The organism is Sphingomonas sp. NPDC079357, from assembly GCF_044901155.1.
Classification (GTDB): Bacteria; Pseudomonadota; Alphaproteobacteria; order Sphingomonadales; family Sphingomonadaceae; genus Sphingomonas.
In genome coordinates this window covers 274,507-293,180 of sequence record NZ_JBJDOM010000002.1, presented here as the reverse complement: position 1 = coordinate 293,180, position 18,674 = coordinate 274,507, and the positions used below count along the sequence as shown (strand labels likewise).

21 protein-coding genes and 1 tRNA gene are annotated in these 18,674 nt (G+C 67.1%); 9 read left to right on the top strand and 13 right to left on the bottom strand.

Annotation, left to right across the window (positions count from 1 at the left end; translation table 11 throughout):
- Positions 1–40 precede the first annotated feature (40 nt).
- The 4 genes from ACI2JO_RS10325 to ACI2JO_RS10310 all read right to left on the bottom strand — a co-directional run bounded on the left by ACI2JO_RS10325 (position 41) and on the right by ACI2JO_RS10310 (position 3,912).
- The gene (locus ACI2JO_RS10325) at positions 41–475 is read right to left on the bottom strand and encodes a chemotaxis protein CheW (protein ID WP_404720615.1); all 435 of its coding nucleotides are present in this window, start codon (positions 473–475) and stop codon (positions 41–43) included.
- The gene (locus tag ACI2JO_RS10320) at positions 472–2,766 is read right to left on the bottom strand and encodes a chemotaxis protein CheA (RefSeq protein WP_404720614.1); all 2,295 of its coding nucleotides are present in this window, start codon (positions 2,764–2,766) and stop codon (positions 472–474) included. Before ACI2JO_RS10320 ends, ACI2JO_RS10325 begins: the two co-directional genes overlap by 4 nt.
- A 78-nt stretch (positions 2,767–2,844) precedes the next feature.
- Entirely contained in the window at positions 2,845–3,492 is a 648-nt protein-coding gene (locus ACI2JO_RS10315) for a histidine phosphotransferase family protein (RefSeq protein ID WP_404720613.1), read from the bottom strand.
- 9 nt (positions 3,493–3,501) lie between these two features.
- Positions 3,502–3,912 (bottom strand): M67 family metallopeptidase, encoded by a 411-nt coding sequence (locus ACI2JO_RS10310; RefSeq protein WP_404720612.1) that lies wholly within the window; start codon positions 3,910–3,912, stop codon positions 3,502–3,504.
- 62 nt (positions 3,913–3,974) lie between these two features.
- On the opposite strand from ACI2JO_RS10310, the gene ACI2JO_RS10305 reads away from it, so the two are divergent.
- From ACI2JO_RS10305 to mtgA, 3 genes are all read left to right on the top strand, one after another.
- On the top strand, positions 3,975–4,922 hold the full coding sequence (locus ACI2JO_RS10305) for an RluA family pseudouridine synthase (protein WP_404720611.1): 948 nt from the start codon (positions 3,975–3,977) through the stop codon (positions 4,920–4,922).
- 71 nt (positions 4,923–4,993) lie between these two features.
- Positions 4,994–5,896 carry an RNA polymerase sigma factor RpoH gene (rpoH, locus tag ACI2JO_RS10300; RefSeq protein ID WP_404720610.1) on the top strand — a complete coding sequence of 301 codons (903 nt, stop codon included), beginning with the start codon at positions 4,994–4,996 and terminating at the stop codon, positions 5,894–5,896.
- A 62-nt stretch (positions 5,897–5,958) separates the two neighbouring features.
- Positions 5,959–6,633: a monofunctional biosynthetic peptidoglycan transglycosylase gene (mtgA, locus tag ACI2JO_RS10295; RefSeq protein WP_404720609.1), complete on the top strand. Its 675-nt coding sequence runs from the start codon at positions 5,959–5,961 to the stop codon at positions 6,631–6,633.
- Between the two features lie 135 nt (positions 6,634–6,768).
- Here mtgA and ACI2JO_RS10290 read toward each other — a convergent pair whose 3' ends face one another.
- The 5 genes from ACI2JO_RS10290 to ACI2JO_RS10270 all read right to left on the bottom strand — a co-directional run bounded on the left by ACI2JO_RS10290 (position 6,769) and on the right by ACI2JO_RS10270 (position 10,119).
- Positions 6,769–7,374 carry an ATP-binding cassette domain-containing protein gene (locus ACI2JO_RS10290; RefSeq protein ID WP_404720608.1) on the bottom strand — a complete coding sequence of 202 codons (606 nt, stop codon included), beginning with the start codon at positions 7,372–7,374 and terminating at the stop codon, positions 6,769–6,771.
- Positions 7,364–8,047, bottom strand: coding sequence for a molybdate ABC transporter permease subunit (modB, locus tag ACI2JO_RS10285; RefSeq protein ID WP_159755148.1), 684 nt, complete (start codon positions 8,045–8,047; stop codon positions 7,364–7,366). Before modB ends, ACI2JO_RS10290 begins: the two co-directional genes overlap by 11 nt.
- Entirely contained in the window at positions 8,044–8,808 is a 765-nt protein-coding gene (gene modA / locus ACI2JO_RS10280) for a molybdate ABC transporter substrate-binding protein (protein ID WP_404720607.1), read from the bottom strand. The genes modB and modA overlap by 4 nt, the downstream gene beginning before the upstream one ends.
- Before the next feature lie 35 nt (positions 8,809–8,843).
- Positions 8,844–9,965 (bottom strand): NADH:flavin oxidoreductase/NADH oxidase, encoded by a 1,122-nt coding sequence (locus tag ACI2JO_RS10275; RefSeq protein ID WP_404720606.1) that lies wholly within the window; start codon positions 9,963–9,965, stop codon positions 8,844–8,846.
- A gap of 77 nt (positions 9,966–10,042) precedes the next feature.
- Positions 10,043–10,119: transfer RNA gene (locus tag ACI2JO_RS10270), tRNA-Pro, on the bottom strand.
- A gap of 118 nt (positions 10,120–10,237) precedes the next feature.
- On the opposite strand from ACI2JO_RS10270, the gene pnuC reads away from it, so the two are divergent.
- Positions 10,238–10,816, top strand: a complete 579-nt coding sequence (gene pnuC, locus ACI2JO_RS10265) for a nicotinamide riboside transporter PnuC (RefSeq protein WP_404720605.1) — start codon at positions 10,238–10,240, stop codon at positions 10,814–10,816.
- Positions 10,813–11,328: an AAA family ATPase gene (locus ACI2JO_RS10260; RefSeq protein WP_404720604.1), complete on the top strand. Its 516-nt coding sequence runs from the start codon at positions 10,813–10,815 to the stop codon at positions 11,326–11,328. The genes pnuC and ACI2JO_RS10260 overlap by 4 nt, the downstream gene beginning before the upstream one ends.
- A gap of 73 nt (positions 11,329–11,401) precedes the next feature.
- Here ACI2JO_RS10260 and ACI2JO_RS10255 read toward each other — a convergent pair whose 3' ends face one another.
- Complete coding sequence (locus tag ACI2JO_RS10255) at positions 11,402–12,349, bottom strand: hypothetical protein (RefSeq protein WP_404720603.1); 948 nt, start codon at positions 12,347–12,349, stop codon at positions 11,402–11,404.
- A 226-nt stretch (positions 12,350–12,575) separates the two neighbouring features.
- Between ACI2JO_RS10255 and lepA the strand changes: the two genes are divergently transcribed.
- Entirely contained in the window at positions 12,576–14,387 is a 1,812-nt protein-coding gene (gene lepA / locus ACI2JO_RS10250; protein ID WP_404720602.1) for a translation elongation factor 4, read from the top strand.
- A gap of 157 nt (positions 14,388–14,544) precedes the next feature.
- Here lepA and ACI2JO_RS10245 read toward each other — a convergent pair whose 3' ends face one another.
- Positions 14,545–15,555: a polyprenyl synthetase family protein gene (locus ACI2JO_RS10245; RefSeq protein ID WP_404720601.1), complete on the bottom strand. Its 1,011-nt coding sequence runs from the start codon at positions 15,553–15,555 to the stop codon at positions 14,545–14,547.
- 81 nt (positions 15,556–15,636) lie between these two features.
- Here ACI2JO_RS10245 and ACI2JO_RS10240 point away from each other — a divergent pair, with 81 nt between their 5' ends.
- Positions 15,637–15,918 carry a chorismate mutase gene (locus ACI2JO_RS10240; protein ID WP_404720600.1) on the top strand — a complete coding sequence of 94 codons (282 nt, stop codon included), beginning with the start codon at positions 15,637–15,639 and terminating at the stop codon, positions 15,916–15,918.
- Between the two features lie 4 nt (positions 15,919–15,922).
- Here the strand turns inward: ACI2JO_RS10240 and ACI2JO_RS10235 are convergent, their stop codons facing one another.
- Together ACI2JO_RS10235 and ACI2JO_RS10230 are read right to left on the bottom strand one after the other, a co-directional pair.
- Positions 15,923–16,450 (bottom strand): GAF domain-containing protein, encoded by a 528-nt coding sequence (locus ACI2JO_RS10235; protein WP_404720599.1) that lies wholly within the window; start codon positions 16,448–16,450, stop codon positions 15,923–15,925.
- Positions 16,451–16,526: 76 nt separating this feature from the next.
- Positions 16,527–17,282, bottom strand: a complete 756-nt coding sequence (locus tag ACI2JO_RS10230) for a dienelactone hydrolase family protein (protein WP_404720598.1) — start codon at positions 17,280–17,282, stop codon at positions 16,527–16,529.
- A 74-nt stretch (positions 17,283–17,356) separates the two neighbouring features.
- Here ACI2JO_RS10230 and ACI2JO_RS10225 point away from each other — a divergent pair, with 74 nt between their 5' ends.
- Both ACI2JO_RS10225 and gpmA read left to right on the top strand, forming a co-directional pair.
- Entirely contained in the window at positions 17,357–17,812 is a 456-nt protein-coding gene (locus tag ACI2JO_RS10225; RefSeq protein WP_404720597.1) for a GNAT family N-acetyltransferase, read from the top strand.
- 13 nt (positions 17,813–17,825) lie between these two features.
- A complete protein-coding gene (gene gpmA, locus ACI2JO_RS10220; RefSeq protein WP_404720596.1) occupies positions 17,826–18,512 on the top strand; it encodes a 2,3-diphosphoglycerate-dependent phosphoglycerate mutase in 687 nt (228 codons plus the stop codon).
- The last annotated feature ends 162 nt before the right edge of the window (positions 18,513–18,674 follow it).

The following is an 18,674-nucleotide window of genomic DNA, read 5'->3' as shown; positions in this document are numbered from 1 at the left end:
CTTGGGCGCGGCGCAGTAAGGATGGAGTTAATGGCGGGGCTCAGCCCAGCGCACTTGCGCGCGCGACCAGCCGGTCGATGTCGACCGCCATCAACGTCTCGCCCTCGCCCTCGGCGACGCCGGTGACGAAGTCCCATTCGCCGGCGGTGCCTTGCGCGATCGGCGCGGGAGCCAGGGTGAAGGTGGCGACGTCCTCAAGCGCGTCGACGGCGATTGCGTAAAGATGTCCATCGACCAGGGTTGCGATCGCACGTCCCCCCTTGCCGTCGCGGACCATCGGCATGCCGCCAAACAATTCGCGCACGTCGATGACGGTCGCCACGCGGCTACGCATCGCCGCCAGCCCGACGACGGCCGGAGCAGCGCCGGGGGCCGGAACGGTGCTGTGGACCTCGACCACCGAGTCGACGCGCTCGGCATCGAACAGCAGACCACGGTCGCCGACCCGTGCGACCAGATGCAGAGCGCCCATCATGCGGCATATCCCTTGAGTGCGGCGATCAGCGCGGCACGGTCGAAGCGGTACAATGGCTTGCCCCGCTCGCGGCTCAGCCGCAGCGCCGGCACCGGCACCGGCGGCGCGTCGGCGTCATCCTCCATGGCCAGCGCGAGCGCGACCGGCATGTCCGGCGAGGCGCGTCGCACCACGCGATAGCCGGCCTGCTCGATCGCGGGCTTCAGGAACGCCTCCATCCAGCCGCTCTCCGCGCCATGCAGCAGGCACACCGGTCGCTCGGCCGCGGCCGGCGCATCGTCGAACAGCGCCAACGGATCGACCAGCTCGATCGGCTCGCCGTCGATCACCGCCAGCCCCGCGATCACGCCATGTGGATCGGCGGCGAGCGCGATGTCCTGCGGCAGCGGCACGATCTCGATCGCGTCGGCGATCGGATAGGCGAGTTCCTGATCGTCGAGCTGGAGGCGCAGGACCGTGCGCACCTCGCTTGCCACCGCACCGGTCCCCGACCATACCGGGATGGAGCGATCGCCGATCGTCAGCCACAGCCCGCCGGCCAGCGCGCGGACCCCGCCCGCCGCAACGCCCTCGATCCGGTCGACCGCGTCCGACACGATCATCCGGCGCGCGCCGTCGATGTCGTCGAACAGCAGGGCCCGGACCGGCTCGACCGCTTCGGCCTCCGCCACCGCCTCGTCGGCGCGCTCGAACGCCAGCGCGGCACGCGCCGCGATCGCCGAGCAATCGAGCAGCAGGATGGGCGCGCCGTCGTCGGGCAACATCTGCCCGGCGTAGATGCCCGCGCACATCACCGCGGGCGCGGCGGGCTTCACCACCAGTTCCTGCGTATCGTTCACCCCGTCGAGCGCGAGCGCGAACCGCCCCTCGCGCAGCGACACGATCGCCAGAAAGCCCGGCGCCGTCGCCGCCTCGCTCCGCCCCAGAAGGGTCGGCAGCGAGATCATCGGCAGCCGCTGTCCACGCAACAGCACCACCGCGCCCGCCGCAACGCGGTCGACTCGTACCGCACCGCCATCCACCGCGACGATCTCGTCGACCGACTGGCGCGGGATCGCGAAGCGCGTTCCCGCCGCCTCGACCAGCACCGCGTTCAGGATCGCCAGCGTCAACGGCACCTCCAGCGCGATCACCAGCCCCTGGCCCGGGCGATTGACCAGCGAGATTCGCCCGCCGGCCTGTTCGACATTGGCCTTCACCACGTCCATGCCCACGCCGCGACCTGACAGCGCAGTCACTTCATCGCGCGACGACAGCCCGGCCTCGAAGATCAGCTTGAGCCGCCCGTCCTCGTCGAGCGCGGCGAGTTCGGCGGCCCGCTCGGGACGCTCGCGCAACGCCTTGGCGAGCAACCGCTCGCTATCGATGCCGCGTCCGTCGTCGGCGATCTCGATGATGATCAGATTGCCCGCCTGCCGCGCGACGATCCGCAATTCTCCCGCCGCCGGCTTCCCCGCCTGCATCCGCCTGGCGCGATCCTCGATCCCATGATCGACGGCGTTCCGGACCAGATGCACCAACGGGTCACGTAACAGCTCGATCATCTCGCGGTCCAGCTCGACGTCGCCGCCCTCGATCGTCAGCGTCACCGACTTGTCGAGCGCCGCCGCCGAGTCGCGTGCCAGTCGCGGCAGTGCCGAAAACAGCGATTCGACGCGCTGCATCCGGGTCCGTGTCACCGTGTCGCGCAACTCGTCGACCGAGATGCTCAGCCGCTCCAGCATGGATTCGAGCCGCGGGTCGTCGATCATCCGCAAATGCCGCGCCAGCTGGTTCCGCGCCAGCACCATGTCCGACACGCCGCTCATCATCCGGTCGAGCAGGTCGACCGACAACCGCACCGATCGCTTCGGGGTGGCACGGGTCGCATGGGCCGCCGACGGCGTATCCGCCGGCTCGGACGCGGGCGTGATCTCGCCCGCGATCGCGCCGTCCAGCGCCGCGATCAGCATCGCCTCGCCCGACTCGGACAGCGCTTCGCCTGCATCGATCGCCTCGACGATCTCGCCGATGCGATCGATGATCGCGAGGATGACGGTGACCAGCGCCTGGTCCGGCGCTCGCTCGCCGGCGCGCACCGCCGCCAGCGCATCCTCGGCGGCGTGGCTTAACCGCGCGAGCCGGGGCAGATCGAGGAAGCCGCAGCTGCCCTTGATCGTGTGGACGAAGCGGAAGATCGCATCCAGCCGCGAACGATCGTTAGGGTCGGCCTCCCACCCCACGATCTCGCCCGAGATCGCCTCCAGCGTTTCGCGCGTTTCAGCAATGAATTCCTGCAGAAGATCGTCCATGCGGTCCCGTCGCCCTGGCTAGGCGGACGGCATCGCACGACAGGCGTTAAAAGGGTCTTTACCGCGCCGCGGCCGAGGTTAGCGGTGCGGCAGCGCCGCGCCGAACAACAGCGCGCCGTCCACCGGCTCGCTGACCACCACCGATCCGCCTGCCTCCCCCACCAGTTCGTGGACAAGGAACGCAGCCGCGGCGCGCGGCGTGACCGCGCTCTCATCCGCCGGCCCATCCGTCAGCGTCGTGCGCAGATCGGGATCGAGCACGATCCGCGGCCCCTCGGCGCGAAGCACGATCTCGGTCGCCTCGGCGCTCTCCTCGGTCCCGATGGTCACCGTGCCGCCACGCACCAAGGTATCGCCGGCGATCAAGGCCAGGTTGAGCAGCACCTTCACCGCTGCCTTGGGCAATTCGGTCGCCTCGACCATCCATTGCAGATTCAGCCGTTTGTTGTCGCCCAACAGCGCCTCGACCGCCTGCCGCGCCTCGTGCACGTCGACCCGCTCACCAAAGCCACCCGCCGCGCCGAACGCCAGCCGGAAGAACTTCAGCTTGTTCGCGGACGTCCGTGCGCTTTCGTTCAGCAGCTCCAGGCACCGCGCCCGCATCTCCGGGTCGGTTTCGTCATTCAGCAACTCCAGCCCGTTGTTCAGCGCCCCGACCGGCGACAACAGATCGTGGCATAGCCGCGAACAGAGCAGCGAAGCGAAATCGACCGGACTGATGGGCATCGGTAAGGGCTACCTTGGCGGGATGGCGTTACGGCCTTGTGGCGAGTCGCCCGAGCCCGCGCAACCGCTTACGTCCAGCGTCAGCGGATCGAACCGCCCCTCGACCGCGCCATGCGCCACCGCGCGCCACGCCGTCACCGCCTCGCCCGCCACGATCAGCCAGATGCTGCCATCGGGCGCGGCATCGGCGGCATCGCGCGGCGAAGGTCGCGCGATGCCGGAGGGGTGGGAATGATAATGACCGATGATCCGCTCGCCCCCGCCGCGCGCCGACCGATGCGCGGCGATCAACGCCGCCGGATCGATTTCAAAGCGCGTCGCCGGATCGGCGGCGACGTTCCTGCACGGCAACAGCCGCGTCACCACTACCCCGTCGCCCAGCAACAGGCCGCAGATCTCGCCTCGCTCCACGGCCGCCATGGCACGGAGTTCGTTTCGCTGGGCGATTGTAATCCTGACCATCATCGCCATTTAGCAAAGCAATGGACCGGGGGGTCATCATTCTCGAAGCGACGATCGCACAGGCCGCCGACGGCTGGCGGGTGGATCGTGCGCTCGCCGATGCGGTGCCGACGCTGTCGCGCGAGCGGCTGAAGGTGCTTATCAACGCCGGACAGGTCACGCAGGCGGGCACGGCCATGCGAGACCCGTCGCGCAAGGCACGTGGCGGCGAGCAATTCGCGGTCGCTGTTCCCGCTCCGACGCCCGCGCACAATGAGGCGCAGGACATTCCGCTCGTCATCGCATTCGAGGACGAACACCTGATCGTCATCGACAAGCCCGCCGGACTGGTCGTCCATCCCGCGGCCGGCAATCTCGACGGGACGTTGGTCAACGCGTTGCTCCACCATTGTCAGGGGTCGCTCTCCGGTATTGGCGGCGTTGCACGACCGGGGATCGTCCACCGGATCGACAAGGACACCTCCGGGCTGATGGTCGCCGCCAAGACCGACCGCACCCACGAAGGGCTCGCCAGGCAATTTGCCGCGCACAGCATCGATCGCCGCTACCGCGCGATCGTCGGTGGCCGGCCAATGCCGGCGGCGGGATCGGTCGACGCTCCGCTCGCACGCTCACCCAACAATCGCAAGAAGGTCGCGATCGTGGTCGGCGGCAAGCGCGCGGTGACGCATTACCGAACGCTGGACCTCCTCCGCGATGCGACCATGGTCGAGTGCCGGCTGGAAACCGGTCGCACGCATCAGGTTCGCGTGCATATGGCATCGATCGGCCATGCCTTGCTGGGCGATCCGGTTTATGGTAGAACAAAACATGCTCACAAGCAGGTGCTGGACACGCTGAATTTTCGGCGGCAGGCGCTTCACGCCGCGCATCTGGGGTTCGTGCATCCGATCACCGGCGAAACGCTGGGTTTCGACAGCGCGATGCCGCCGGACATGCAGGAACTGTTCAGTCAGCTTATCGTATAGAAACGGAACGCGGTTCGACGTCGCCAGCTGGCACATCACGCGTATTCCGCAAGGAAGGGAGACTTAGGATCATGGCAACCCGCAGCAACGTCCCCGCGACGATTCCTGCGCTCGGCGGGGAGCAGAGCCTCAATCGCTACCTGTCGGAGATCAAGAAGTTTCCGATCCTCGCGCCCGAGCAGGAATATATGCTCGCCAAGCGCTTCCAGGAGCATGGCGATACCGACGCCGCCGCGCAGCTCGTCACCAGCCACCTGCGGCTCGTCGCCAAGATCGCGATGGGCTATCGCGGTTACGGCCTTCCGGTCAGCGAGCTGATCTCAGAGGGCAATATCGGCCTGATGCAGGGCGTGAAGAAGTTCGAGCCCGATCGCGGATTCCGCCTCGCCACCTATGCGATGTGGTGGATTCGCGCCTCGATCCAGGAGTTCATCCTGCGCTCGTGGAGCCTGGTGAAGATGGGCACCACCGCGGCCCAGAAGAAATTATTCTTCAACCTGCGCCGGATGAAAGCGCGGCTCGACGCGTTCGAGGACGGCGATCTGACGCCCGAGAACGTCCAGAAAATCGCCACCGATCTCGGCGTGACCGAGGCGGATGTGGTCAGCATGAACCGCCGCATGGCGATGGGCGGCGACACGTCGCTCAACGTCTCGATGCGCGAGGATGGCGAGGGTCAGTGGCAGGACTGGTTGCAGGACGATGCGCCCTTGCAGGACAGCGTCGTCGCCGACCAGCAAGAGAAGGACGTCCGCCACGACATGCTGATGAACGCGATGGATGATCTCAACGATCGCGAGAAGCATATCCTCACCGAGCGCCGCCTGACCGACGATCCCAAGACGCTGGAAGAACTCAGCCAGGTCTATGGTGTCTCGCGTGAGCGCGTTCGCCAGATCGAGGTCCGCGCGTTCGAGAAGCTCCAGCGCGCGATGATGCGGCTGGCGGGCGACAAACGGCTGCTGACCGCCTGATACGTGATGCGGCACCGGCGGGGGGTTGAGCGACCCCGCCCGGTGCCGGTACGACGCGGCGCATGTTCACCGCGCTGCGCCTGCTCTTCAAGATCGTCCTCGGCTTCGTCGTGCTGTCGCTCGTCTGGGTCGGCGTCTACGCGATCGTCCCCGTACCCTTCACCATGACGATGATGGGTGACGTCGTCGGCGGTCATTCGGTGACGAAGGACTGGACACCATTGTCACGGATCGACCCCGACATGGCACGCGCCGCGATCGCGGGCGAAGACGCGCGCTTCTGCAGCCATCACGGTTTCGACTGGCGCGCGATCGCCGGGGCAGCGGCGCATAATGCCGAGGGCCAGCGGATCCGTGGCGGCTCGACGATCAGCCAGCAGACCGCCAAGAACGCTTTTTTGTTTCAGGGCGGCGGCTATCTCCGCAAGGCGCTGGAGGCATGGTTCACGCTGCTGATCGAGACGATCTGGGGCAAGCAGCGGATCATGGAAGTCTATCTCAACATCGCCGAGACCGGTATCGGCACCTATGGCGCGGAGGCGGCGGCGCAGCGCTACTTTCATCACAGCGCCGAGACGCTGAGCCCGGTCGAGGCCGCGCGCATCGCCGCTGTTCTGCCGCTCCCGAAGAAGCGCGAGGCGGTCGCCCCGACCGGCTTCGTCCGCCGCCGGGGCAACCAGATCGCGCGCTACGTGGGCGCGGTTCGCCGCACCGGGCTGGATAGCTGCCTGCGCTGACCGTCACGCCGACTGTCCCCCATCGAAGTGAACGTGAAGAACCAAACCCCTTCGTGCTGAGCTCGTCGAAGCACGTGCATCTAGCCCTTCGACAGGCTCAGGGCGAACGGACGTGGTATCGGCGAAGCCGCACGCTCACCCGATCGTGATCACCCGATCCCCCAGCCGCTCTGCCTCGCGCGCATCATGCGTCACCATCAGGATCGGCACCGCGCGCGCGTCGCGCACCCGCTCAATCGCGCGCATCGCCTCCTCACGCCGCGCGGGATCGAGCGACGACAATGGCTCATCCAGCAACAGGAACGCCGGCTCGCTGAGCAGCGCCCGCCCGATCGCCACCCGCCGCGCCTCGCCCCCCGACAAGGTCCGCGGCCACCGCCGGAGCAACGGCGCGATGTCCAAAGTCGCCGCCACCTCCGCCAGCCGCGAGGCATCGCGCGCGCCGTACAGCAGGTTCGCCTGCACGCGGCGATGCGGAAACAGCCGCGCGTCCTGAAACACATAGCCCGCCCGGCGTTGCTCCGGTGCCAGGTCGACCCCGGTGTCGTCATCGAACAACGTCCGTCCGCCGACCCGCACATGCCCGCGCACCGGCCGCAGCAGCCCGGCAATCATGTCGAGCAGGCTGGTCTTCCCCGCCCCCGACGCACCCACCAGCACCGTCAACCCGTCGCCCGCCACGAAGCGCGCACCGACCGTGCCCGCGCCGCGCCGCGCCGACACATCGACGTCAAAGGACATGCACGCCCCGCCCCGCGCGCCGCACCAGCGCCTCCGACACGATGAGCGCGACCAGCGACAGCGCCACCGACACCGCCGCCAGCCGCCACACTTCGCTCTCGCCCCCCGGCCGCTGGAGCGCGGCATAGATGGCGAGCGGCAGCGTCTGCGTCTCGCCCGGCACGTTCGACACGAAGGTGATCGTCGCGCCGAACTCGCCGATCGCGCGCGCCAGCCCGAGCACGAGTGCCGCCGCTATCCCCGGCGCGGCAAGCGGCAGCGTCACGGTCGCATAGGCCCGCCAGCGCGTCGCGCCCAGCGTTCGCGCCGCCTGTTCCAGCCGCCGGTCGACCGCCTCGATGGACAGCCGCATCGCGCGCACCATCAGTGGCAAGGCCATCACCCCAGCCGCGATCGCCGCGCCGGTCCAGCGGAACAGCACGCTGACCCCGAAGCCGGCCTCCAGCACGCGCCCGATCGGACCCGCCGGCGCGAAGGCGAGCAGCAGCACCCAGCCCGTCACCACCGGCGGCACCACCAGCGGCAGATGCACCAGCCCGTCGAGCAGCACCTTGCCCGGAAACCGCCACCGCGCCAGCACCCACGCCAGCGCGAACGCGACCGGCAGCGCCCCCAGCGTCGCGGTCCCGCCGACCAGCAGGGTCAGCCGGACGATCGGCAGCAGCTCGCTCAACGCGTCGTGAAGCCGCGCCGCGCGAGGATCGCCTGCCCGGCGCGCGACAGCAGAAAGCGACGAAAGCCCTCGGCCTCCGGGCTCGTCCCAGCGGTCAGCCGCGCGATCGGATAGACGATCGGCGCATGGCTGCGCGGCGGGAACACGCCCGCGATCTGCACGCCGCTCGCCGCGCGTGCGTCCGTGGCATAGACGATCCCGTAAGGCGCCGCCCCGCGCTCGACGAGCGCCAGCGCCGCGCGGACATTCTCCGCCCGCACGACGCGCGGGGCGACCGCCTCCCATGCGCCGAGCCGGGTCAGCGCTTCACGCCCGTATTTGCCTGCCGGTACGCTGTCGGGATCGGCCATCGCCAACGCCCCGCCGCCCAGCAACCTGGCGAGCGCCGCCCCCTTGGTCGCCACGACGCGCGGCAGCCCCGGCCGCGACACCACCACCAGCTGGTTGCGCGCCAGCACCGCGCGCGACCCCGCCACGACCAGCCCGCGCCTGGCGACGTCGTCCATCCAGTCGTTGTCGGCGGAGATGAACAGATCGGCGCGCCCGCCCGCCGCGATCTGCCGCGCGAGCGCCGACGACGCCGCGAACGACAATCGCGGTCGCTCATGCCCCGCCCTCACCCACGCGTCGCCCGCTTCGGTCAACGCCTCTTGCATGCTCGCCGCCGCCAGTACCAGCGGCGCGCGCTCCTGCGCCGCCGCAGGTCCGGCGATCAGCAAAAGGGCGAGCAGCGAAAGCAGGAAGCGCATGACGACGCTCATGGCACCCGCCCCGGGCGAAGACAATCGCGCCGCCCTCAATCCTCCGCTGAACCGTCGACGTCGAACAGATGCTTGTACTGGCGCGGCTGCGAGCGGAGATATTGGTCGGGCGCCTTCACCCGCGCACCCAATTCGGCGGCGGCGTGCCACGGCCAGCGCGGATCGTAGAGGATCGTCCGCGCCAGCGCGATCAGATCGGCATCACCGGTCGCGACGATCGCCTCGGCCTGCTGCGGCTCGGTGATGAGCCCGACCGCGACGACCGGGATCGACACCGCCTGCTTCACCGCTCGTGCCAGCGGCACCTGATAGCTCGGCCCGACCGGGATCTGCTGGCGCGGATCGAGCCCACCGCTCGATACGTGGATCGCCGCGCAGCCGCGCGCCTCAAGCGCCCTGGCAAAGGCGACGGTCTGCTCCGCATCCCAGCCGCCCTCGACCCAGTCGCTGCCTGACACGCGCACCGTCACTGGCCGTTCCGCCGGGAACGCCGCGCGCACCGCGTCATATACCTCCAGCGGAAAACGCATCCGGTTCTCCAGCGAGCCGCCATATTCATCGTCACGCCGGTTGGAGAGCGGCGACAGGAACTGGTGGAGCAGATAGCCATGCGCGGCATGGATCTGGATCAGATCGAGCCCGAGCCGCGCCGACCGTTTCGCCGACTCGGCAAAGGCGTCGCGGATACGCACCAGCCCGTCACGGTCGAGCGCCACCGGCGCAGGGTTCTCGGGATCATAGGGCAATGCCGATGGCGCAACCGTCTCCCAGCCATGCGGATCGCTGGCCGGGATTTGGCGCTCGCCCTTCCATGGCAGGTCGGTCGACGCCTTGCGTCCGGCATGGCCAAGCTGAATCGCAATCGGCATGTCCGAATGACGTCGCACCGATTCGAGCACCCGCGCCATCGCCGCTTCGGTCGCATCGTCCCAGAGTCCGACGTCGCCATAGCTGATCCGCCCGATCGGCTCGACGGCGGTCGCCTCGATCGTCAGCACACCCGCGCCTGACAGCGCAAGGTGCCCGAGATGGATCGTGTGCCAGTCGGTCATGCCGCCGTCGACCGCCGAATATTGGCACATCGGGGCGATGACGATGCGATTGGCGATCGTCAGGCCGCCGATCGCAATTGGCTGGAATAACCGGGGTCCGCTCATCGGAAACACGCTCCTGAAGGTGAGCGGCTCCTACGCATCAGCGGAAGAATGGTGCCGCGCGGCCGCGGCAAATGAAATGGTCGGGGAAAGAGGATTCGAACCTCCGGCCCCTGCCTCCCGAAGGCAGTGCTCTACCAGGCTGAGCTATTCCCCGACCAGGGTGCCGAGCGGATGTACCGTCGACAGGGCGCGGCTTATATCAGCGGAAATTCGCAGCGCAAGCGGGGAATCGTAGCTGTTTTTACATCCTCGCGCGGCTAGGTTTCGCGGCGATGTCGCTTGCCGAATGGATCGCCACCGCCCTCGGGATTGCCTGTGTCGCGCTGGCCGCGCGGCGTAGCATCTGGACCTTTCCGACCGCGATCGTCTCGGTCGCACTGCTCGGCGTCGTGGTGTTCCGCGCCCGGCTCTATTCGGACGCCTTGCTGCAGCTCTTCTTCGCCGCCGCCAATCTGTACGGCTGGTGGAACTGGCGGCGCGCGCAGGAACGGAGCGGCGACGTCCCCGTCGGCACGCTCGACACCCGCGCCCGCGCCGCATGGGTCATCGGCATGATGTTGTGCTGGCTGGCATGGGGTAGCGCGATGCACCGGCTGACCGACGCCGCACTGCCGTGGTGGGATGCCGGGATCGCCGCCGCCAGCGTCGCGGCGCAACTGCTGATGGCGCGGCGCGCGATCGAGAATTGGTGGCTGTGGATCGCGGTCGACGTCGCCTCGGTGCCGCTCTATCTCGCCAAGGGGCTCTACCCCTTCGCCGGGCTCTACCTCGTCTATCTCGGGCTCGCGGTCTGGGGGCTGCTCGACTGGCGCCGCGCGCTCGCCACCGGGTGGCGGATGGTGCCGGCATGACGTTGCGGACCGTCTGCCTTCACGGGCCGGAGAGCACCGGCAAGTCGACGATGGCGCCGCGACTGGCGCAGCAGTTTGACTCGATCTGCGTCGCCGAATTCGGACGCACCTATTGCGAGACCTATGGCACCGATTTGACGATGGCCGACCTCGTCGTGATCGCGCAGACGCAGGACGCAAAGGCGCGCAATGCGGTGGCCAGCGGCGCGTCCCCCGTAATCCTCGACACCGATCCGTTGATGAGCGCGGTATGGGCGGACATGATGTTCGGACGACGCGATCCGTGGTTCGATCAATGGCGGGGCACCGCCGACCTCTACCTGCTGTTCGACATCGATCTGCCGTGGGTCGAGGACGGCACCCGCATGTTCGGTTCGCAGCGCGAACGCCGACGCTTCTTCGACCTGTCACGCCGCGAGCTGGAGCGGCGTGGCGTGCCGTGGGTGCTGATCCAGGGCCAAGGCTCGCGCCGCTATCTGAACGCCCTTACCGCAATCCGTGCGGCGCTGTAGCCGCCGCCCGCGTTGACGCCATTGGCATGGCTCAGCGCGCGACAACGAGCGTCGCTGGACGGGCCAGTCGGCCTCACTCGTTCCGATAGGGCCGGCCGGACTGGATCAGTCGCTGCCGCGAGGTGTTGCCCGGCACCGCGATATGGGTGGCCGGATCATATTCCTTCCCGACCCCCGGCGAACCTTCCGGCACCCATAGTTCGACCACGGTGTTCGAGTAGCTGTTAGGAAGGTAGCGGATCCAATAGCCGTCGGGATGGTGGCTCCAGCGCCCGGTTGGCACCGCGATGCTCCCCGGACCGGCAGGCGCCATACCAGCGAGCACGGCGACGCGCTCCAGCTCGCCGAAGCTGGTGCCAGGCGTGGTCAGCATCCGCCGCAGGTCGGCTTCGGCCTGCATGACGGTCCTTACCTCGCGCGGCAGATTGTCCGCGATCGGCCCGGACGACAACATGTCCATGACGTTGCGGTTCAGCCCGGCGAGCTGCCGCGGCGTCAGCAGCTGCGCCGCAGCCACCTTTTGCTCGCCTGACAAATCCTCGATCCTTGCCCGCGACAGGATCGCCCAGAGCAACGCCTGGATGACATGCTGATCGATTTCGGGGTGCGGGACGGAGCCGCGAACGATCGCGATCACCGCGTCCCTGGCTGCGCCAAGCGGCGGCGCATACAGATACCCGTCGCCGCCACCCGGCCCATGCGTCCCCGCATGCAGGCAGTAGCTTTGATCGTGGAAGCGATAATATCCGGCCTGAAGCAGGAAGCCGCCGTTGGCGGTTCGCTGCAGCTGGGTCAGTTCCCGCCTGGGGGAAGGAGGCGTGAAATTGTCCTGCGTGGGATCGCCCCAGCGCGCGTCCGGCAGACTGGTCGAGATCGGCTCCTTGCGCAGGCTCGGCATGGAGATGCCCGTCCGCTTCGCAAGATCGCCAAGCTTGAAGCCGCCGAACTGCGCCCCTGCTGGGGTCCCGCACCAGGAGAGCGCCACGACCAGCGCTGCTGCCCGAAACACATGCTGCTTCATCGTCGTCCCACCCCAAAACGTGCGCTTTGACCATAACGCTAGCGTATCGAGCCGCGAACCTCGAGTTGTATTTCAAAGATGTGCGTTGCCTGCCTGGCTGATCGATCGAGGCGGCGAATGTGTGATGAAAAGTCGCCGACCGCGCGGAATGGCGGAGCGCGCGGGTGCGCACGGAATCGTCGCCCCCCTATCGCTTGCGCCAATGCTGCGCTAGGCGCGCGATGATATGACGACCCCGCTCAACACGATCCGCAATTTCTCGATCATCGCTCACATCGATCACGGCAAGTCGACACTCGCCGATCGCCTGATCCAGGCGACCGGCGGGCTCACCGACCGCGAGATGAGCGAGCAGGTGCTCGACAATATGGACATCGAGAAAGAGCGCGGGATCACCATCAAGGCGCAGACCGTCCGCCTGTCCTACAAGGCGCACGACGGTGAGACCTATACGCTCAACCTGATGGACACGCCCGGCCACGTCGACTTCGCCTATGAAGTGTCGCGGTCGCTGGCGGCGTGCGAGGGCGCGTTGCTGGTCGTCGACGCCGCGCAGGGCGTCGAGGCGCAGACGCTCGCCAACGTCTATCAGTCGATCGAGCACGATCATGAGATCGTGCCGGTCATCAACAAGATCGACCTCCCCGCTGCCGAGCCCGAAAAGGTTCGCTCCGAGATCGAGGACGTGATCGGCATCGACGCGTCCGACGCGGTCCTCGCCAGCGCCAAATCGGGGATCGGCATCCCCGACATCCTCGAAGCGATCGTTCGCAAGATTCCTGCTCCCAAGGGCGACGCGGACGCACCGCTGAAGGCGATGCTCGTCGATTCGTGGTACGATCCGTATCTGGGCGTGATGATTTTGGTTCGGGTGGTGGACGGGACGCTCCGCAAGGGGCAGCAAGTCACCTTCATGCAGGCCGGAACGACGCACCTGATCGACCGCGTCGGCTGCTTTCGCCCCAAGATCGAGCAACTGGCCGACCTCGGACCCGGCGAAATCGGCTTCATCACCGCACAGATCAAGGACGTCGCGCAGGCACGCGTCGGTGACACGCTGACCGATGCCAAGCGACCCGCTGCCGAGGCCCTGCCGGGCTTCAAGGAAGTTCAGCCGGTCGTGTTCTGCGGACTTTTTCCGGTCGATGCCAACGACTTCGAGAAGCTTCGTGAGAGCATTTCGAGGCTGCGGCTGAATGACGCGTCGTTCAGCTTCGAGATGGAAACCTCGGCAGCGCTCGGCTTCGGCTTCCGCTGCGGCTTCCTCGGGCTGCTGCATCTGGAGATCATCCAGGAGCGGCTGACGCGCGAATACGACCTCGACCTCATCACCACCGCGCCGAGCGTCGTCTATCAGATTGAATTGTCACACGGCGCGGGACAGATCGACCTCCACAACCCCGCCGACATGCCCGATCCCAACAAGATCGAGTCGATCAGCGAGCCGTGGATCGAGGCGGTGATCTACGTTCCCGACGAATATCTCGGTAGCATCCTGAAACTGTGTCAGGATCGCCGCGGTATTCAGAAGAATCTCACCTATGTAGGCGGTCGTGCTCAGGCCACCTATGAACTTCCGCTCAATGAGGTGGTGTTCGACTTCTACGACCGGCTGAAGTCGTTGTCGAAGGGCTATGCCAGCTTCGACTATCATCAGATCGGCTACCGCGAGGGCGACCTCGTCAAGATGAGCATCCTCGTCAACGAGGAGCCGGTCGACGCGCTGTCGATGATCGTCCACCGTGGTACCGCCGAAACACGCGGTCGCGGCATGTGCGAGCGGCTCAAAGAACTGATTCCGCGCCATTTGTTCAAGATCCCGATCCAGGCGGCGATCGGCGGAAAGGTGATCGCGCGCGAGACGATCAGCGCGATGCGCAAGGACGTTACCGCCAAATGCTACGGCGGCGACGCGACGCGTAAGCGCAAGTTGCTGGAGAAGCAGAAGAAGGGGAAGGCAAAGATGCGCGAATACGGCAGTGTCAGCATCCCGCAGGAAGCCTTCATCGCCGCGCTGCGGATGGGCGACGAGAACTGATCCTTAAAGCCGTGGTCCCGGCGGCCGCCGGGGCGACGCGAGGGAAGTAGCTTCTTCTTTATGCACATCATTGCGGGCGTGGCGACGCAATCCAGGGAGTCCTGATCCAACCCTGGATTGCGTCACCACTCTCCCAATGACGGGATATCCTTCGCGCCTAATAAGCCCGCGCCACCGCGAACTCGACCGCCTCGACCATCGCGTCCTTGATCGCGCTGTCGGCAAAGCCCGCCAGCGACTCGATCGCCCGCTGGCCGTAGTGCCGCGCCCGCGCGAGCGTGTCGTCGACGGCGCGGGTCTGGCGGACCAGATCGATCGAATGCGCGAAATCAGCGTCGCTCGCGCGGCGGCCCTCCACCGCGTCGCGCCAGAACGCCCGCTCCTCGTCGCCGCCGCGCGCATAGGCGAGGATGACCGGCAGCGTCATCTTGCCTTCGCGGAAGTCGTCGCCGGCATCCTTGCCCATCGTCCCGGCGTCGCTGGTATAATCGATCGCGTCATCGACCAGCTGGAACGCGATGCCGAGATTGCGGCCATAGGAGTCGAGCGCCTGCTCCTCCGCCGCCGGGCGCCCGGCGACCACCGCCGCAATCCGGCACGCCGCCGCGAACAGCGCCGCGGTCTTGGCGTGGATGATATCGAGATAGCGTTCCTCGGGCAGATCGACGCGCCGCGCCGCGGTCAACTGATTGACCTCGCCCTCCGCGATCACCGCCGAGGCGTTCGACAGGATCTCCAGCGCGCGCATGTTGCCGCCCGCCACCATCAGCTCGAACGAGCGCGAGAACAGGAAATCGCCGACCAGCACGCTGGCGGGATTGCCCCAGATGATATTGGCGGTGCGCTTGCCGCGCCGCAGATCCGATCCGTCGACGACATCGTCGTGGAGCAGCGTCGCGGTGTGGATGAACTCCACCGCCGCGGCGAGCAGGTGATGGCGGTCGCCGCCATAACCGACGAGTTGCGCACCGGCGAGCGTCAGCATCGGGCGCATCCTTTTGCCCCCGCCTGCTATCAGGTGTCCGGCGAGCTCTGGGATCAACGGGATCTCCGATCGCATCCGCTCCACGATCACGGCATTGACGTGATCCATGTCGGCGGCGACCAGCCCGATCATCGGATCGAGCGAGGGCGTGTGCCCGGGAAGTCGGTGCAAGGTAGCGCTCATCTGTTCCTGCCCTTAGGGGGAGGCACGCGCGCAACGCAAGCGCGGGATGGATGACCAACTTCGCTTTGACGGGGAAGCGTGATGACCGACGACGTTCTGAAGGGCTATCGCAAGAGCATCGACAACATCGATGCGGCCCTCGTCTGCCTGCTGGCGGAGCGGTTCAAGATCACTCAGGCGGTCGGCACCTACAAGGCACAGACCGGATTGCCCGCTGCGGATCCCGGCCGAGAGGACGCACAGATCGCGCGCCTGCGCCAGTTGAGCGAGGACGCCGAGCTGGACCCGGAATTTTCCGAGAAGTTCCTGCGCTTCATCATCGACGAGGTGATCCGCCATCACCGCGCCGCCGCCGCCGCATAGTTCGTCAGAGCGCCGGTGACGTGGCGCGGCGCACCGCCAGCCGAGTCATTACCGCGTCGGCCATCTGCTTGAGGTGCATCTGCTCATAAGCGCCGAAGTCGCTGCGCGGCATGTGATCAAACACGCAGAAGGTGCCGATCGGCAGATGATCCGAATCGATCAGCGCCGCCCCCGCATAGAAGCGCACCTGCCCGCCGTCGATCAGCACCGGATTGTCGGCGAAGCGCACGTCAGCACGCGCATCCTCGACGCAGAAGACCGCGCGCGGCGTGATAATCGCGTGGCCACACAGTGACATACGGCGGCTGTAGGTCCGGGAAGTAACGCCGCTGGCGGCGATCAGATATTGCCAGTCGCGCGAGACGATCGACACCGCCGCCATGCCGGTTGCGAAGCGTTGCCGCCCCTGCTCGACCAGCTCCTGAAGTTCGGGGTCGTCGCGCGCGTCCAGCGCGCCGGACGCCAGCACCGCCTGCTCGCGTGCCGCCTCATCATTGGGCGTCGGCGCCGGCGCATAAACGGTGATCCCCATAGCCTCCGAAGTCCCCGAGCCCGCGCCAAACCGACCTGTATCGCTGGCTTGTCAGCCACCGGTCGTGCCACGTTAGCTACAATGCCGTGTCGGCTCCGGCAACGATCTCGCTGTTATTAAAGGCATCTTGTAAGAATTGACTCATCGCTCGCCAGCTTCGGCGATCCGCCTTCGGATCATAGCCGAACCCCTCGTGCCCCCTTGGCATCGCCTGGTCGGTAAAGGCGTGCCCCGCTGCGCCATAGGCATGTATCTGCCAGTCGGCGCGTGCGTCGGTGAGTTCCTGCCCCAGCGCGACGAGGGCCGAGGGCGGGCCGAGCGGATCGTCCCAGCCGTGGCAGACCAGCAGCGGAACGGCGATCGGATTGACACTTGCCCAGTCCGGCCGGTCGTAGACGCCATGGAAACTCACTCCGCCCCGGATCGGCAACCCGGCGCGCGCCATGTCGAGCACGCATTTGCCGCCGAAGCAAAAGCCGATGGCAGCGACGTTCGCCTCATCCACCTCATCCTGCGCCGTCAACGCGCCTAACGAGGCGCGCAGCCGTTCGCGCAACAGCGCGCGATCGGCATTGAGTTCGTCCATGTAGCGGCTGGCTCCCTCGCCGCGCTGCGTCCTTTTGCCCTGCCCGAACAGGTCGCAGGCGAACGCGGCGTAGCCGAGCGCCGCCAGCGCTTCGGCTTTGAGATTGTCGCTCTCCTTCTGCCCCAGCACGTTCGGGATCACCAGCACGCCTGATCGCGGCGTGGTACCGGCATCGTCCCAGGCGAACACGCCCTCGAAGGGGCCACCCGGGCCGTCGTGGACGATAGTGCGACGGCGGATCGTCATGGGCGCGCTCTCCTGTTGTGTCGATCGTGCCATTCGCTAGATCGGAGCCATTCGGCGAACAAGCAGCGGGCGTGATGATGCAGATCAGGAAGGACGATGCCACCGCTTCGCATGTCGCTCCACTGCTCGCGCATCATCTCGCCGAGCTACGTAGTCATATGGCGGAATTTGCCTTCGCGCTCGATGCGACCGGCTTGTCGGCGCCGGAGGTGACGTTCTGGACCGCCTGGCGTGCAGAATCGCTGGTCGGGTTTGTCGCCCTCAAGCAGCTCGATCCGCATCATGGCGAGGTGAAGTCGATGCGCGCGGCTCCCGAAGCGCGCGGCACCGGCGTCGGCCGCACACTGCTCGCGCACGTCATCGCCACAGCATGCGCGCGCGGCTATAAGCGGCTGAGCCTCGAAACCGGTACTGCCGCGCTGCATCAGCCGGCGGTCACCCTGTATCGCAGCGCCGGCTTTACCGCCTGCGCCGCCTTCGCGGATTACCAGCCAAGCCCGCATAACCAGTTCCTGACCCTGATCCTTTAACGGGAGAACCCGATTGCCCACGCTTGTCCTGATCCGCCACGGCCAGTCCGCTTGGAATCTCGAAAACCGCTTCACCGGCTGGTGGGACGTTGACGTTACCGAAAAGGGCGCAGCCGAGGCCCGCGCGGCGGGCGAGTTGATGGCGGCCAAGGGACTGGATTTCGACCAGACCTTCACCTCGCTTCAGACTCGCGCGATCAAGACGCTCAACCTCGCGCTGGAGGCGATGGGGCGGCTGTGGCTGCCGGTCGAGAAGGACTGGCGGCTCAACGAGCGGCATTACGGCGGGCTGACCGGGCTCGACAAGGCCGAGACGGCCGCGAAACACGGCGACGAGCAGGTCCACATCTGGCGCCGCAGCTTCGACGTACCGCCGCCGCCGATCGAGTCGGGCAGCCAATTCGACCCATCGGCTGACCGCCGCTATGCCGGGATCGACGTTCCCGCGACCGAGAGCCTGAAGGACACGATCGCGCGCGTCCTGCCCTATTGGGAGGGCCGCATCGCGCCTGCGCTCAAGGACGGGCAACGTGTCCTGATCTCCGCGCATGGCAACTCGCTCCGCGCGCTGGTCAAGCATCTGTCGGGGATTTCCGACGACGAGATCACCGGGCTGGAAATCCCGACCGGTCAGCCGATCGTCTACGAACTGGATGATGCACTCAATGCGACCGACCGTTATTATCTGAACGAGCGGTAATTCTGCCGTCGTCCCGGACTCGACCCGGCATAGACGGGAGAGGGCCTTACCCCCCTCCCCCGTCAGCCCGGCGCAGGCCGGAGTTCAGTTGAGAAGGACGAAGTGGTGGCACGCCGCGTCCTGTCACAACCGTCCGGAATATCGACCCCGGACTTCGCCGGG

Bases quoted from the DNA above. Each gene is read 5' to 3' on its own strand.
- rpoH (WP_404720610.1), top strand. From the start codon at position 4,994: ATGGCAACCCGCAGCAACGTCCCCGCGACGATTCCTGCGCTCGGCGGG.
- ACI2JO_RS10230 (WP_404720598.1), bottom strand. From the start codon at position 17,282: ATGACGATCCGCCGTCGCACTATCGTCCACGACGGCCCGGGTGGCCCC.
- ACI2JO_RS10255 (WP_404720603.1), bottom strand. From the start codon at position 12,349: ATGAAGCAGCATGTGTTTCGGGCAGCAGCGCTGGTCGTGGCGCTCTCC.
- pnuC (WP_404720605.1), top strand. From the start codon at position 10,238: ATGTCGCTTGCCGAATGGATCGCCACCGCCCTCGGGATTGCCTGTGTC.
- ACI2JO_RS10245 (WP_404720601.1), bottom strand. From the start codon at position 15,555: ATGAGCGCTACCTTGCACCGACTTCCCGGGCACACGCCCTCGCTCGAT.
- ACI2JO_RS10325 (WP_404720615.1), bottom strand. From the start codon at position 475: ATGATGGGCGCTCTGCATCTGGTCGCACGGGTCGGCGACCGTGGTCTG.
- ACI2JO_RS10235 (WP_404720599.1), bottom strand. From the start codon at position 16,450: ATGGGGATCACCGTTTATGCGCCGGCGCCGACGCCCAATGATGAGGCG.
- ACI2JO_RS10320 (WP_404720614.1), bottom strand. From the start codon at position 2,766: ATGGACGATCTTCTGCAGGAATTCATTGCTGAAACGCGCGAAACGCTG.
- ACI2JO_RS10225 (WP_404720597.1), top strand. From the start codon at position 17,357: ATGATGCAGATCAGGAAGGACGATGCCACCGCTTCGCATGTCGCTCCA.
- ACI2JO_RS10310 (WP_404720612.1), bottom strand. From the start codon at position 3,912: ATGGCGGCCGTGGAGCGAGGCGAGATCTGCGGCCTGTTGCTGGGCGAC.
- ACI2JO_RS10275 (WP_404720606.1), bottom strand. From the start codon at position 9,965: ATGAGCGGACCCCGGTTATTCCAGCCAATTGCGATCGGCGGCCTGACG.
- ACI2JO_RS10260 (WP_404720604.1), top strand. From the start codon at position 10,813: ATGACGTTGCGGACCGTCTGCCTTCACGGGCCGGAGAGCACCGGCAAG.
- ACI2JO_RS10240 (WP_404720600.1), top strand. From the start codon at position 15,637: ATGACCGACGACGTTCTGAAGGGCTATCGCAAGAGCATCGACAACATC.
- ACI2JO_RS10305 (WP_404720611.1), top strand. From the start codon at position 3,975: ATGGACCGGGGGGTCATCATTCTCGAAGCGACGATCGCACAGGCCGCC.
- lepA (WP_404720602.1), top strand. From the start codon at position 12,576: ATGACGACCCCGCTCAACACGATCCGCAATTTCTCGATCATCGCTCAC.
- modA (WP_404720607.1), bottom strand. From the start codon at position 8,808: ATGAGCGTCGTCATGCGCTTCCTGCTTTCGCTGCTCGCCCTTTTGCTG.
- ACI2JO_RS10315 (WP_404720613.1), bottom strand. From the start codon at position 3,492: ATGCCCATCAGTCCGGTCGATTTCGCTTCGCTGCTCTGTTCGCGGCTA.
- ACI2JO_RS10290 (WP_404720608.1), bottom strand. From the start codon at position 7,374: ATGTCCTTTGACGTCGATGTGTCGGCGCGGCGCGGCGCGGGCACGGTC.
- mtgA (WP_404720609.1), top strand. From the start codon at position 5,959: ATGTTCACCGCGCTGCGCCTGCTCTTCAAGATCGTCCTCGGCTTCGTC.